The organism is Pseudomonas zeae, from assembly GCF_014268485.2.
GTDB classification, from domain to species: domain Bacteria; phylum Pseudomonadota; class Gammaproteobacteria; order Pseudomonadales; family Pseudomonadaceae; genus Aquipseudomonas; species Aquipseudomonas neuropathica.
Window position 1 is genome coordinate 5,767,407 of record NZ_CP077090.1, and the last position, 14,072, is coordinate 5,781,478.

15 protein-coding genes are annotated in these 14,072 nt (G+C 59.5%); 6 read left to right on the forward strand and 9 right to left on the reverse strand.

What is annotated here, in order from left to right; all coding sequences use genetic code 11:
* The first annotated feature begins 369 nt into the window (after positions 1–369).
* Positions 370–786: a DUF4124 domain-containing protein gene (locus HU754_RS25430; RefSeq protein WP_186625160.1), complete on the forward strand. Its 417-nt coding sequence runs from the start codon at positions 370–372 to the stop codon at positions 784–786.
* 105 nt (positions 787–891) lie between these two features.
* On the opposite strand, the gene HU754_RS25435 is transcribed toward HU754_RS25430, so the two are convergent.
* From HU754_RS25435 to mrcB, 3 genes are read right to left on the reverse strand one after another with little or no spacing between them, the layout of a single operon-like run.
* Entirely contained in the window at positions 892–1,227 is a 336-nt protein-coding gene (locus HU754_RS25435; RefSeq protein ID WP_186625159.1) for a YqcC family protein, read from the reverse strand.
* Entirely contained in the window at positions 1,227–1,976 is a 750-nt protein-coding gene (locus HU754_RS25440; RefSeq protein ID WP_186625157.1) for a tetratricopeptide repeat protein, read from the reverse strand. Before HU754_RS25440 ends, HU754_RS25435 begins: the two co-directional genes overlap by 1 nt.
* Before the next feature lie 16 nt (positions 1,977–1,992).
* Entirely contained in the window at positions 1,993–4,317 is a 2,325-nt protein-coding gene (mrcB, locus tag HU754_RS25445; RefSeq protein ID WP_077574551.1) for a penicillin-binding protein 1B, read from the reverse strand.
* 118 nt (positions 4,318–4,435) lie between these two features.
* On the opposite strand from mrcB, the gene HU754_RS25450 reads away from it, so the two are divergent.
* The 4 genes from HU754_RS25450 to HU754_RS25465 all read left to right on the forward strand — a co-directional run bounded on the left by HU754_RS25450 (position 4,436) and on the right by HU754_RS25465 (position 7,804).
* On the forward strand, positions 4,436–5,992 hold the full coding sequence (locus HU754_RS25450) for a bifunctional aminoglycoside phosphotransferase/ATP-binding protein (protein WP_186625155.1): 1,557 nt from the start codon (positions 4,436–4,438) through the stop codon (positions 5,990–5,992).
* Positions 5,993–6,082: 90 nt separating this feature from the next.
* Positions 6,083–6,427 (forward strand): pentapeptide repeat-containing protein, encoded by a 345-nt coding sequence (locus HU754_RS25455; protein WP_007909940.1) that lies wholly within the window; start codon positions 6,083–6,085, stop codon positions 6,425–6,427.
* A gap of 287 nt (positions 6,428–6,714) precedes the next feature.
* Positions 6,715–6,987 carry a TfoX/Sxy family protein gene (locus HU754_RS25460; protein WP_003228231.1) on the forward strand — a complete coding sequence of 91 codons (273 nt, stop codon included), beginning with the start codon at positions 6,715–6,717 and terminating at the stop codon, positions 6,985–6,987.
* Between the two features lie 16 nt (positions 6,988–7,003).
* Positions 7,004–7,804 (forward strand): Crp/Fnr family transcriptional regulator, encoded by an 801-nt coding sequence (locus HU754_RS25465; RefSeq protein ID WP_186625152.1) that lies wholly within the window; start codon positions 7,004–7,006, stop codon positions 7,802–7,804.
* 227 nt (positions 7,805–8,031) lie between these two features.
* Here the strand turns inward: HU754_RS25465 and HU754_RS25470 are convergent, their stop codons facing one another.
* From HU754_RS25470 to HU754_RS25485, 4 genes are read right to left on the reverse strand one after another with little or no spacing between them, the layout of a single operon-like run.
* Positions 8,032–8,883: a ChaN family lipoprotein gene (locus HU754_RS25470; protein ID WP_186625150.1), complete on the reverse strand. Its 852-nt coding sequence runs from the start codon at positions 8,881–8,883 to the stop codon at positions 8,032–8,034.
* A gap of 21 nt (positions 8,884–8,904) precedes the next feature.
* On the reverse strand, positions 8,905–9,669 hold the full coding sequence (locus HU754_RS25475) for a heme ABC transporter ATP-binding protein (protein WP_437182493.1): 765 nt from the start codon (positions 9,667–9,669) through the stop codon (positions 8,905–8,907).
* Positions 9,670–9,671: 2 nt separating this feature from the next.
* Entirely contained in the window at positions 9,672–10,709 is a 1,038-nt protein-coding gene (locus HU754_RS25480) for a FecCD family ABC transporter permease (RefSeq protein ID WP_186625139.1), read from the reverse strand.
* A complete protein-coding gene (locus HU754_RS25485; RefSeq protein WP_186625137.1) occupies positions 10,706–11,578 on the reverse strand; it encodes a heme/hemin ABC transporter substrate-binding protein in 873 nt (290 codons plus the stop codon). Before HU754_RS25485 ends, HU754_RS25480 begins: the two co-directional genes overlap by 4 nt.
* Before the next feature lie 165 nt (positions 11,579–11,743).
* Here HU754_RS25485 and HU754_RS25490 point away from each other — a divergent pair, with 165 nt between their 5' ends.
* Complete coding sequence (locus HU754_RS25490) at positions 11,744–12,061, forward strand: Rieske (2Fe-2S) protein (protein ID WP_186625135.1); 318 nt, start codon at positions 11,744–11,746, stop codon at positions 12,059–12,061.
* Here the strand turns inward: HU754_RS25490 and sfsA are convergent.
* Positions 12,058–12,771 (reverse strand): DNA/RNA nuclease SfsA, encoded by a 714-nt coding sequence (gene sfsA / locus HU754_RS25495; protein WP_186625133.1) that lies wholly within the window; start codon positions 12,769–12,771, stop codon positions 12,058–12,060. The genes HU754_RS25490 and sfsA overlap by 4 nt on opposite strands.
* Positions 12,771–13,943, reverse strand: a complete 1,173-nt coding sequence (locus tag HU754_RS25500) for a pyridoxal phosphate-dependent aminotransferase (protein ID WP_099757201.1) — start codon at positions 13,941–13,943, stop codon at positions 12,771–12,773. Before HU754_RS25500 ends, sfsA begins: the two co-directional genes overlap by 1 nt.
* Between the last annotated feature and the right edge of the window lie 129 nt (positions 13,944–14,072).

Here is a 14,072-nt window from a genome sequence, read left to right on the forward strand (position 1 = left end):
TCCACAAAAAAGGGGCGGGTCTTAATAGGTTTACTTCTCGGCAGAGCATGAGCGACGGTGGTCGCCGACTACGTCAGCACTGACTGAGCAAGTATTGGGATCGTCCCAAGTGTTGCGGGCCTTTCCCACCCAGCGCGAGGTAACGCGTTGCGGGTGTAACAGGTCGGCGCGGATGTGCGCCTCATGATCTACCGAGTGGGTCTGCTTCTGGCAGTCCCTCTACAGCGGACTTTGGATTCTTCTGTTTCGCCCTCTCCAAGTCAAGCCGTCTATGTGGTTAATTGTGGGTAAGCACATGAGAACGCAAGAAAAAACCTGAAAACCGCTACTCTGTTAGTGTCAATTGCGCATTTTTGCCAAGGAATCAGCATGCGAACGCTCCTCCTTACTCTGCTGATCGGCCTCAGCCCATGGTGCATGGCCGCTCAAATCTACAAGTGGGTCGATGCCCAGGGTGTCACGCACTTCGATGCTCAGCCGCCACCGGGTCAGCCATCGACGACAATGCAGACGCCCTCCTCGCCTCCGACCACACCGGCGGCAATGCCGGGCAGCGGTGTACTCGGTGACCAGAAGGCTATCGACAACAAAGTGAAGAAACAGGTGGCCGACCAACAGGCGCAGCTCAAGCAGTTTTGCGAGCAGGCACGCACGAACCTTGCGCAATTGCAGAACAATCCGCGTTTGAGGGAAGCGGTGGAGGGACAGATGCGACGGCTGGATGATGCGCAGCGTCAGGAACGCATTGTCGAGGCTCAGAAACAGATAGCCGAGAATTGCCAATAGCCATCTGCAGGACTGTAGGAGCTGTCGAGTGAAACGAGGCTGCGATCTTTTGACTTTAAAGATCAATAGATCGCAGCCTTCGGCAGCTCCTACACAGAATCGGTATTAGCGCGTGGCAGTGATCAACAGGTCAAACTCTTTGAGCAACACCTGAAGCTGACGATCCTTGCCCTGCAAGTTGCGCTGGGCGAAGACCATTTCAGCCATTTCCTGGATGCCCGAGGCGTTCGGCAACGGCAGATCCTGCTCAAGGATGTATTTCATCTTCGGCAGGAAGATCCATTGCAGCCATTGCTCGAAGTCGAGCGTATCGACCGAAAACGGCTCGACACTGCTCAACGCTTCCACCGACGGCTGAACCTCGTCCCACCAGCCTTGAGTGCGCAGTTCACGCTCGATCAGCAACAGCTGATCGGCGATTTTCGGGAAACGAGCATCCATTACAGCGAAACCTTGGCCTTCTGACGGGCCTGAGCGGCACCGGCGGAATCGCCTTGTTTCTCACGGGACTGAGCGATGATTTCCCACAGGTTGGCTTGCAGGTCCGGACGACCGTTGGCCATGGTCAGCGCGCGACGAGCGAATTGCTCCGCTTGTGGCGCATCACCTTGGGCCATGCGCACCTGCGCCAAGCGATAAAGCACTTGCGGCTCACGCGGGGCAACACGCTGAGCACGCTCCAGACTGGAGGACGCACCGTTGAGGTCGCCGCCGGCCTGTTGTTGCTGCGCTGTTGTCAGCAAGGCGAGCACCGGACCATCCAGTTGCTCGTCGGCGGAAAGTCCACCGCCACTGCTGGCCGAAGGAATTCCGCTCGGCGTCGAAGGCATGTTGTAAGTGCCCGAGTTGATCGGCGCCGATTCAACTGCTGAGGGGTTGTACGGCCCAGGCGTGATACCACCGGACGCCGGACCCGGCACGATTGGCGAGGAGCTGATCGGCGCAGAAGTCGTCGCGCCGCCACCCGGCACCATCACCACCACGCCAGTGTCACCTTGCGGAATCGCCTGGGTCTGGCCCTGTGCTGGACGCTTCACCGTCGTTTGACGGAAGCCGCCATTGGCCGAAATACGTTCGCTGTTGGACACCGCAGTACCGGAGTCAACCACCGGAATCGAACCACGCTGTACGGTAGAGCAGCCGCTGAGCAAAGCCACGGCGGTCACCGCTGGAATCAACCACTTGTTCACTTGAAACCCTCTTTGCTTAATTCATCCAGCCCTTGACCCAATCCATCACCGACTCGCCGGAGGCAGGCGTTTCGCCCGCACACGCGGCGCCGGGTGGCGGTTCGCTGCCGCGAATATACGGCATCTGCACCGCCCCCGGACAGTTGGCATCGGAGCCCTGCCCGGTACGCGAATCGACCCAAGCCTGTACGACATTGTCCGGCTGCGGCATGTCCAGCGGTAGCGGATCGGCCTTGCGCATGAAACTGGTCCAGACCTGCAACGCACCGGTGGCCCCGGTGAACGGCGTCTTGCCGTTGTCATCGCGCCCCAGCCAGACCACCGCCAGCAGATCCTGACTGAAACCGGCGAACCAGCTGTCACGGGAATCGTTACTGGTACCGGTCTTGCCCGCCAGCGTCAAAGTCTTGGGCAACACGTTATAAACCGAGCTGCCGGTACCTTCACGCATCACGCGCTGCATGGCGTTCTGGATCAGATAGATGGACGCCGGATCGAAGCGCTGCTCGATCTGGAACGGATAACGCTTGAGCGGTTCGCCCTCGGCGGTCAGCACACTGCGAATGCCGCGCATCGGCGTATTGAAACCACCGTTGGCCAGCGTCTGGTACATGGTCGCGACTTCGATCGGGGTCATGCCACCGGCGCCAAGCAACATCGACGGGAATGCCGGGAACTCACGCGTCACGCCCAGACGACCCAAGGTCTTGAGTACGTTAGGTACGCCAACTTCCAGACCCAGACGCGAGGTCGACAGGTTGTAGGAATGCGCCAGCCCCTGATAAAGGAACACGGTGCCGTGGGAGCGGCGATCATAGTTCTGCGGCTTCCACACCTGACCGTTGGCACCTTTGACCGACAACGGATCGTCCGACAGCCAACTGGTCAGGGTGTACTGGCTCGGTTTCTCCAGCGCGGTCAGATAAACCGCTGGCTTGATCAACGAACCGATCGGTCGCACGGCATCCAGCGCACGGTTGAACCCGGCATAACTGGCCTGACGGCTGCCGATCATCGCCTGGACTTCGCCGGTTTCCGGATTGGTCACGACCATCGCCGCTTCCACATCATCGGAGCCTTTACGCCCGGACAGACGTTTAAAGGTGTCGTTGACCGACGCCTCGGCCTTCATCTGCAGGATCGGATCGAAACTGGTGAAGATGCGCAGGCCTTCTTCGGTCAAGTCTTCGTCGCGGTAGTCTTCACGCAACTGACGTTTGACCAGATCGATAAAGCCCGGGAACGAGCTGTCGGCGAGCTTGCCGCGCGTGGTTACGCCCAATGGCATTTTCTTCGCCGCTTCGACCTGCTCGGCCGTCGCCACACCCTGTTGCTCAAGCACATCGAGCACCAGGTTACGCCGTTCAAGTGCGCGCTCCGGGTTGCGACGCGGGTTGTAGTAAGACGGGCCTTTGACCATGCCGACCAGTAACGCTACCTGATGCAGTTTCAGCTCGGACAACGGCTGACCGAAGAAGAACTGACTGGCCAGACCGAAACCGTGGACCGCACGTTGACCGTCCTGGCCGACAAAGACTTCGTTGAGGTAGGCCTCAAGGATTTCCTTTTTGTCGTAATGCAGCTCCAGCAGCATCGCCATCATCGCTTCGGTGAGTTTGCGGGTCAGGCTGCGTTCGTTGGTCAGGTAGAAGTTTTTCACCAACTGCTGGGTCAGCGTACTGCCGCCCTGCGTCATCTTGCCGCCCGAGGTGTTGACCCAGATAGCGCGGGCAATCGACTTCGGCGACACGCCCCAGTGGCTGTAGTAATCGCGGTCTTCGACAGCGACCAGAGTTTCAAGCAGGTACGGCGGCACCTGATCGAGTTTGATCAGAATGCGGTCTTCGAGATTTTTCGGATAAATACCACCGATCATCAGCGGTTCGAGGCGCACCACAGACAATTTCGATCCGTTGGTCGCTGACAGCTCAGCCACATAATCGCCAGAGAAACGCACGCGCACCGGCTGCGGCTTTTCCAGACCTTCATAGAACTGGAAGCCACGGGTATTCAGATCGACGGTGTTGCCGCTAACGGCTGCCGCGCCGGGACCATTGCTCACGGCTTCGCGGCGATAACCGAGGGCATCGAGTTCGGTAAGGAAGTCGTCCTTGCTGAGCTTTTGTCCGACGAACAGCTCGAGCGGCCGCGCGTAAACCTTGGCCGGGATGGTCCAGCGCTTGCCGGAGAACTTCTCCTGCACCACGGCATCGAGGTAAACGGCGAAGCCAGCCAGCACGACAAGGCCGACCAGACTGAGTTTAATGGCCCAGCTCAACCATGGGCTAAGGCCCTTGGAGGGTGGTTTTTTCTTGGTACGGGGGGATCGAGTTCGAGTCATGGCGGCGGATTATACGCACTTTATTCATCCTCAACAGGAGCGCTCCGAGGTTTGCGTCGGGCTGGCGAGCGGCCATAATGGCGGCCTCGAATTTCCCCCAGTCTCTGAAGGATCGCCCGTGAGCCAGTCTCTGATCGCTGCCCTGCAAAACCCGGCCCTCTACCCGCACCCTGTCGAAGGGTTTCAGGTCATCGAAACCCATATCTCGTGGGTGATCCTCACCGGTCCCTTCGCTTATAAAGTGAAGAAGCCGGTTAATTTCGGCTTCCTCGACTTCACTGGCCTCGAATCGCGCGCGCATTTCTGTGCGGAAGAGCTGCGTTTGAACCAGCGTCTGACCGATGATTTGTATCTGGAAGTGTTGCCAGTCACCGGCAGCCTTGAAGCACCGCAACTGGGCGGCGACGGTCCGGCCATCGAATACGTGCTGAAAATGCGTCAATTCCCGCAGAGCGGTTTGCTCAGCACCTTGCAAGCCAACGGTGAGCTGACGACTCGGCACATCGACGAGATGGCAGAGCAGATCGCACGCTTCCACCTCACCGCGCCAAAGGTCCCGGCCGAACACGACGCCGGCACCCCGGACAGCGTGATGGCGCCGGTCTCGCAAAACTTCGAACAGATCCTGCCGTTTCTCAGCGACAAAAACGATCTGCTGCAACTCGAGGCACTGAAAGCCTGGGCCGAAAGCAGCTTCGAACGTCTCAAGCCACTGTTCGCCCAGCGCAAGGCCGAAGGGTTCACCCGTGAATGCCACGGTGATATCCACTTGGGCAACGCCACGGTCATCGACGGCAAAGTGGTGATCTTCGACTGCATCGAGTTCAACGAACCGTTCCGCTTTACTGATGTCTGGGCCGACACCGGTTTCCTCGCGATGGACCTGGAAGACCGTGGTCTGAAATCCCTGGCGCGCCGCTTCATCAGCCAGTATCTGGAACTGACTGGCGACTATCAGGGCCTGGAAGTGCTGAACTTCTATAAAGCCTACCGTGCACTGGTGCGTGCCAAGGTTGCCCTGTTCAGCATGCCGGCGGACGCGACCCCGGTGCAGCGCGCCACCACCCTGCGCCAGTACCGCAACTACGCCAACCTGGCGGAAAGCTACAGCACCATTCCATCGCGTTTCATGGCAATCACCCACGGTGTTTCCGCTGTCGGCAAGAGCCACGTGGCCATGCGTCTGGTCGAAGCGCTGGGCGCGATTCGCCTGCGTTCCGATGTCGAGCGCAAGCGTCTGTTCGGTGAGCAAACCGTTGCCAACGACGTGCAGGCCGGTATCTATAGTGCCGACGCCAGCGCCGCCACTTACGCGCGTCTGCATGAAATTGCTGAAGTGATCCTGCACGCCGGTTTCCCGGTGGTGATCGACGCGACTTACCTGAAGCGCGAACAACGCGACAACGCGGCAAAAATTGCCGAAGCCACCGGCACGCCATTCCTGATCCTCGATTGCAACGCGCCACAAGCGGTGATCGAGAGCTGGCTGGCGATCCGTCAGGCCGACCAAAAGGATCCGTCCGATGCCACCCTGGCGGTGATCGAAGCGCAGCAAGCCAATCGCGAAGCGCTGACGCCGGAAGAAATCCTGCGCAGCAAACGTGTACAGACCAATGAATCCGGCACGCTGGACACCGTGGTCGCGCAGATTCGTCAACGCCTGCCTGGCCTGTAAGAAACTATTTCGGCCGTGAAGCCCACGCTTGCTTCACGGCCGTCAAATAGTGGCACTATACTGGCGTCATAAAACCAACGGTGATATGACATGAGCCAGCCGAAACTTCTCGACACCCCGCTATATGCCTTGCTGCACAAAGATGACATCACAGGTTTCAACAAAGAGCGCCCACAAGATGGCCCGATCGACATGGTCGGCGGCGATTTCCGTGGTCTTGATTTGCGTGAACTGAATGCCGATGGCGTGGATTTCAGGGACGCGTATTTCCGTTCTGCCGATCTGCGAGGCATCGATTTCCGCAATGCGTCGCTGGAAGGCGCGAGCCTGGCTCACGCGCAGATTTCCGGGGCTTACTTCCCGCCGGAACTGAGCGCTGACGAGATTCTGATGTCGATGAATTTCGGTACGCGTTTGCGTTATCGCACTCGCTGACAGGCTTATCCCTCGCTGACACGACGCCTCCCCTGTAGGCGTGAGCCTGCTCGCGATAGCGGTCTAACATTCAACACATGTGTGCCTGCCAGTCCGCTATCGCGAGCAGGCTCACGCCTACATTGATATGTGTTTTTTCCCCTTCTTTCTGCGTTCGCAGGCCTTTCAAGCGCCCTTTCTTAGAAGCGTTTGCGTTGAATCCGACCAAACAATCACGCTTTTCCTACTGATGGCTACACTCCTGAGAAGCTCGCCCACGCACCATTCGGCCGTCGCAAGGAGGCTTGATGAATGATGAACTGCAACACCTGAAGAATCTTGGCAAGACGTCGGCGCAATGGCTGCATGCCGTGGGCATCCACAGCGCCTCGGACTTGCGTCGCCTGGGCGCGGTGGACGCCTACCGGGCCGTGCGTACCCGCGGGTTTCGCGCATCGAAGGTGTTGTTGTATGCGATCGAAGGCGCGCTGATGGATGTGCACTGGAACGACATCCCTGCCGAACGCAAGGACGCCCTCAACAAGCAACTCGAAGCCATTTCCTCGCGCCACAAGAACTGAACGGGCATTGACCGTCATGTATTTACTGGGGGAACAATCGGCCTGCGCCGATGCCTTGATCAACCGTTTGCAGAGCTTGCCCGCACTGTGGCTGCGCGATTTGGCGCCTTGCGGTCCAATGCTGGAACTGGAGGCGGCGGATGATTTGCTGACGCAGTTACCCGCCGATCAGCTATTCATGCTGAATGAAGGGATGATCAACGGCTGTATCGGCGCCCGTCCGCTGTTTTATTGGCAGGACGGCGATTTGATCGGCCTTCAGCAAGGTGAGGACTGGGCTGATTGCCGTTTGTGCAGTGACGGGGCGTTGCGCTTGACGCCCTATTGGCGCCGTGAGGTTTTCCAGCATGTGTATGCCGACGCTCATCGGACAGACCAGTTTCTAGAGTATCTGCTGGGGCAGATGGCGATCCTCGCCCATGCCGTCGCGGAACTGAAACCGCGCGAGTTTCGCAGCACCAATGGCTTCAAACGGGTCGAGGCGGGTGAAATCCTCATCAACCAAGGGGACGCGGCTGATCACGTGTTCGTGATCATCGACGGACATGCCGAAGCGTTTGTCGACGGGCATAAGGTGGGAGATGTGGCCAAAGACGAGATTTTCGGTGCCATGGCCGTGTTTACCGGCGAGCCACGCAATGCCACGGTGATCGCACGAGAACCGAGCACGGTGATGCTGATTCCCGGTGATCATTTTTTGAGCATGACCCGCACCAATCCAAAGATCGCCCACAGCCTGATCGAGAGCATGGCACGGCGGATCGGCCAGTTGAATCGGCAGATCACGCAAATGACACCGACTGAAGGTCAATGCTAAAAGTCTTTGTTTGCGGGGCGTACCGACCATTTTCCAGACGATTTCAAAGAAACGGAAAAACAGTTGTTGACTTGATAATGAGAATCGCTATGATTATCACAACTGGTCGCGAGATCAGTCGATATTCTGAAAAGCCCTTGGTTCGGACTCTCAGATTATCTCCTCATCAGGCTAATCACGGTTATTTGACCCGGTTTTTACCGGGTCTTTTTTTGCCTGTGGAAAAGTCATTTGCCGAACTGTTTACGCATCTGCTCGCAGTAATCCTGTTTTGGCGTGGCCGGCGTGTACCAAACGTAGTCGGCCATCGCGGCGGTCACTTCGGCGCCCTGCTCCGCCAACAGCAACACGGTGGGTGCCTGGGCGGCGCCCAGATCCACAACATGCAACGGCACGCCGACGTCCTTGCGCGCATGCCACGCACCGGCCAGCAGGACTGAAGGTGAAGGAGCCGCCAGCAGACGCTCGGCCATACGCCGATCACGTTGTTGCTGAACGGCGAGCATCGCCGGCATCTGTGATTCGGGCAGCAGGCCACAGTGGGAATCGCTGATCTGCTCCAGCAAAACAGCTTTCACGGATGCTGTATTGCTGCGATCCCCGTTAAGCACAGGTGGATCACGATAGAAGGTGCGGATTTCAGCGCTGTTCAAATTCGCCGCCAGCAGTGGATACGGCTGAGTCAGCGCGAAGCGGACAATGGGTCCATAGAGATTCCAGTCCCAGCCGTCCTCCCAGGCCAATGCACCCGACAGGTCAGCGGGCGGCGTTTTCGCCTGGCGCACTTGATCAACGCGAGGCTGCTGATCCGGCGTGAGCATTTCCAATAGCAGACTGCCCTGCGACCGCTGTTCACCGAGCGAGCGCAACAGCCACAATTGCGCGGCGTGATGATCGGCGTTGTCATGCTGCTCACCAATGATCAGCCGCTCAGGCTCGGCAAGACTCGTCAGCAACTGCTGTGCCGTCAGCACCTGACCGTTGCGCAGGTCGCGAATCTCGCCATTGATCGGCGGTGGCGCCGCAACATGCTGACACCCCGCAAGTAACATCACCGCCAACAACCACAACCCACGCATGCCATCACCTCAAGGATCCTGTCAGCGGGCGATGATCAGCGGATGCCCGCGCTCCGGGTGCGGCTGCACCAACACTTCGAGACCGAATACGGCCTGAAGCGTGTCCGGACGCAAAACCTGCTGCGGTGTATCCAGCGCCACCGGACGCCCACCCTCCAGCAGCAGAGTGCGATCACAATAACGCGCCGCCAGATTCAGATCATGCAGGATCACCAACACCGCCGCGCCACGATCGGCAAACTCGCGTACGGCCTGCAGTGTCGTGTGTTGATGCAGCGGATCGAGCATTGACGTTGGTTCATCCAGCAGCAGCGTCTGTCCGGCCTGCCCCGGCCAAAGCTGCGCGAGCACCCGCGCCAGATGCACACGCTGACGCTCGCCCCCGGACAACGCCAGATAACTGCGACCGCTCAAGTGCCCGGCATCCGCTGCCGTCAATGCCTGTGCGATGATTTCGGCATCCCGCACCCGCCCGCTTTGCCAAGGCAAGCGGCCCATGCCGACCACTTCCTCAACGCGAAAAGCAAAATCCAGGGTCGACACCTGAGGCAACACCGCCAGTCGTTGCGCGCGCTGCGGGCCAGTCCAGTGACTCAACGCTTGCCCATCGAGCGAAACTCCGCCCGCGCTCGCTGCCAGCTCACCGCACAAGGCACCGAGTAACGTACTTTTGCCAGCACCGTTCGGCCCAAGCACACCGAGCACTTGACCCGGTTCGAGCTGCAACGAGACATCGCTGAGCACAGCCTTGCGACCACGCTGGATGTGCAGATTCTGCGCACGCAACATCAGGCACGCCCTCGCAGCAGCAAATAGAGGAAGAACGGCGCACCGATAAACGCGGTGACGATGCCGATCGGCAACTCTGCCGGTGCCAGCGCCAGCCGCGCGACCAGATCAGCCAACAGCAACAGGCTCGCCCCCGCCAGCACGGAGGCCGGCAGCAACACTTTGTGATCTGGCCCCGCCAGCAAGCGCACCAGATGCGGCACCACCAGCCCGACAAAACCGATCATCCCGGCGGCCGCCACTGCTGCGCCAACCCCGAGCGCCGTGCAAAACACCAATTCACGCTTGAGCCGCTCGACATCAATGCCCAAATGACCAGCCTCGGATTCCCCGAGCAGCAAGGCATTCAGCGCTTTGGCGCGACGCGGCAACCACAACGCCACGCCGGTGCTGATGATCAGCAATGGCCACAACCGCGCGTAACTGGCGCCGTTGAGACTGCCGAGGTTCCAGAACGTCAGCGTACGCAAGGTCGCGTCATCCGCCAGATAAGTGAACAGCCCCACCGCCGAACCGGCCAGCGCCGTCAGTGCGATGCCCGCCAGCAACATGGTCGCGACGTTGGTCTGGCCATTACGGCGACCCAGTCGATACACCAGCGCCGTCACGCCGAGGCCGCCGAGAAACGCGCAGACCGACAGCAGATACGGCCCGAACCATTCCGGCAGGCCGCCAAAAAAAGAACCGCCGACAATCGCAATCGCTGCGCCCAATGCCGCGCCGCTGGAAACACCGACCAGTCCCGGATCGGCCAGCGGATTACGAAACAAGCCCTGCATCGCCACGCCGGACAACGCCAGCACACCGCCCACTGCCAGTCCCAGCAGCGTTCGCGGCAGACGAATCTGCCCAAGGATCAGTTCAGCCTGCTCCAGTCCGTCCGGTGCCAACGGCACACCAAGCATGCGTAGCGCGGCACGCAACGTGTCGAACAGCGGCAGACTGACAGGCCCGAGTGCCAACGATAGCCAGATCGCCAATAAACACAGGAGCGTCAGGCCAATGAACAAGTCACGGGGTTTTACCAGTGTGGTCATTGGCCGCTCTTGGCCGGATAGAAACCGTCAGTCAGGGTTTTCAGCGCCGCTGGCAAACGCGGCCCGAGCCCACCGACCAGCAGGGTCGGATCCAGCTCCAGCACACGCCCGGTCTTCGCGGCGCGACTTGAATTGAGAATCGGGTTTTCCTTGAACAGCGCCGCTTTCGCCGCCTCACCGGTCAATGCACGGTCGGCGAACACCAGCACTTCAGGATCGAGACTGGCGAGGGATTCCACGGAAAACGGCTTGTAACCCGTGTGCGTCGCCAGGTTATGTCCGCCCGCCTGTTGCAGCAACCAGTCGGCGGCGGTGCCCTTGCCAGCAATCAATGGCTTGCCACCGGCATGTCCAAGCAACAGCAGTACACCCGGTGCTTTTTGTTTGGTCTTCACTTCGGTAACCCGAGCCTTCTGCGCATCGAGTTGCTGTTGATAACTTTGCAGCAGTTGCGCGGCCTGAGCCTGCGCGCCGAGCAATTGGCCCAAATGAGTAACGTTTTTCTCCAGCGTTGGCAGATCTGGCTGAGCCGAGAACAACGCCACCTGAACCTTGGCCGCTTTTACCTGCGACAGTACCGGTGGCGGGCCCATTTCTTCGGTGCCGATGAGAATGTCCGGACGCAGGCTGAGAATGCCTTCAGCGGAAAGGCTGCGCTGATAACCAATGCTTGGCAGCGCCTTCAACGACTCCGGATGCTGGCTGGTGGTATCGACGCCAACCAGTTTCGACTCGCCGCCCAATGCCGTTACCCACTCCGACAGCGCACCGCCGGCGCTGACCCAACGTTGCGGCAAATCGGCCGCTGCAGCCTGGTGGCTGACCAAAAGTCCGACACACAGCACGGCAACGCGGGTACTCAGGCGCATACACAGCTTCCTTGAATAAGGTTTTTCCCGGGCATCCGGATGGCAGGCCAAGTATCCTCGACATCTGCCAGACGCCTGCGGGTGAAGGCCGCCATTTGATAATTGTTTGCATTTAAACGTCAAGCTCGGACATATCCAGACACGAGCGGACACTAGAGGATAGCCATGAAGCTTCTCTGCGCAGGCGCCGATCTGGCCGAAGCGAAAAGTCGTGGTTTCGAGATCGACGGAAAAAAGCTGTTTGCCGTGCGTCGCAATGGTCAGGCCTATGTCTACCTCAATCGCTGCCCGCACCGGGGCGTGGGTCTGGAATGGCAACCCGACCGGTTTCTCGACCCGAGCAACAGCCTGATCCAGTGCGCCACCCACGGCGCACTGTTTCTGATCGAGGACGGTGAATGCGTCGCCGGCCCCTGCGCCGGGCAAACACTCACCGCCATTTCTTGCCGGGAAGATGCGCAAGGGCTGTGGATCGATGTTTAACCGTTAAGCAGCACCTCGAGACGCCGGTCGATGACCATCTCTTCATGGTCCAGCCGCACGCCATACGCCAGCACCTCAACGCCACAAGCCACCGCTTCGAGAAGCGCATCGGCGTAGGCCGAATCGATTTCCTTCGCCGGCCGCACCGCGTCAATCCCGGTCAGATTGACGCAATACAACTGCACCGCCCGAATGCCGTCCCGCGCCAGATGCGCCAATTCACGCAAATGCTTGGCGCCGCGCTGGGTCACCGCATCGGGAAACGCCGCCACGGCGGTGCCGTCGAAACCGAGGGTGACGCTTTTCACTTCAACATAAGCCGGGCCGCTCGGGTATTCGAGGCGGAAGTCGATTCGGCTCTTTTCCTGCCCGTACGCGACTTCACGTTTCAATGCGGTAAAGCCGTTCAACTCGCTGATGACGCCGGCCTGCAACGCCTCCTCGACCAAACCGTTGGCCCGTGCGGTATTCACGCAAAACAACCGACCCTGCGGGGTTTCACCAATTTCCCAAGTGCCCGGTAATTTGCGTTTCGGGTCATTTGAGCGGCTGAACCAGACCTGCCCGCCTTCGACCTGACAGTTGAGCATCGAACCAGTGTTCGGGCAGTGAATGGTCAGCAACTCGCCGTCAACGGTTTCGATATCGGCGAGAAAACGCTTGTAACGACGGATCAGTCGCGCCTCTTCCAGAGCAGGATTAAAGCGCATCAGCCTTGCCAGCTCTTCAAGCCACGGGCAATACGCTCCACCGCTTCCTGTAGGCGAGGGAGGTTTTGCGTGTAGGCAAAACGCACATGGTGGCTGGCCTGATAGCGACCGAAATCCAGACCCGGGGTGAACGCTACATGTTCGGTTTCGAGAAAATGTCGGCAGAACGCGAAGGCATCGCCGCCGAACTGGCTGATATCGGCGTAAAGATAGAACGCGCCTTCCGGCTCCACGGCGATGTTGAAACCCAACTCGCGCAACGCTGGCAGGAGGAAATCACGGCGGCGACCAAATTCGGTCCGGCGCTCTTCCAGAATGGCGATGGTGTCCGGTTCGAAACAGGCCAACGCCGCATATTGGGCCATGCTCGGCGCGCTGATGTAGAGGTTCTGCGCCAGTTTTTCCAGCTCGCTGACGGCAGCATCCGGCGCCACCAGCCAGCCGAGACGCCAGCCGGTCATGCCGAAGTATTTGGAGAAACTGTTCAACACAAAAGCGCTGTCATCGACTTCCAGCACGCTCGCCGCATCGGTGCCGTAAGTCAGACCGTGATAGATCTCGTCCACCACCAGATGCCCGTGTTTCGCCTTGATGGCTGTGGATAACCCGGCCAGCTCATCGCGGGTCAGGATCGTCCCGGTCGGGTTGGCCGGCGAAGCGACCAATGCACCGACGCTGTCGTGATCCCAATGACGCTCGACCAGATCCGGAGTCAACTGATAGCGCACGTCCGGCCCTACAGGAACAAGCTGCGCGGCACCTTCCACCAGGCGCAGAAAATGCCGGTTGCACGGGTAGCCCGGGTCCGCCAGCAGCCAGTGTTTCCCCGGATCGACCAGTAATGCACTGGCCAGCAACAGCGCACCGGAACCGCCCGGCGTGATCAGAATCCGCCGCGGATCGATGTTCAGGCCATAGCGCGATTGGTAAAAACCGGAAATCGCCTCGCGCAATTCAGGAATGCCGCGCGCAGCGGTGTAACGGGTCTTGCCCGCCGTTAAAGCGGCCTGCCCGGCACGGATGATCGGCTCGGCAGTAGTAAAGTCCGGCTCGCCGATTTCCAGGTGGATCACGTCGTGGCCTTCAGCCTGTAATTCATTGGCCCGCGCCAGCAGCGCCATCACATGGAACGGTTCGATCGCACGACTGCGCGCACTGTAGGGCTGAGCCATTGGTTTTCCTTCGGCAGGGAAAAAGAGACGATTCTACCCATCTGCCGGAACGAGCGAGAACCCGCAGCGGTCACAGCCTCGAGAACGCTGGACTGTAACGATATGAGCGTACGCTCCAGGATTGACTAA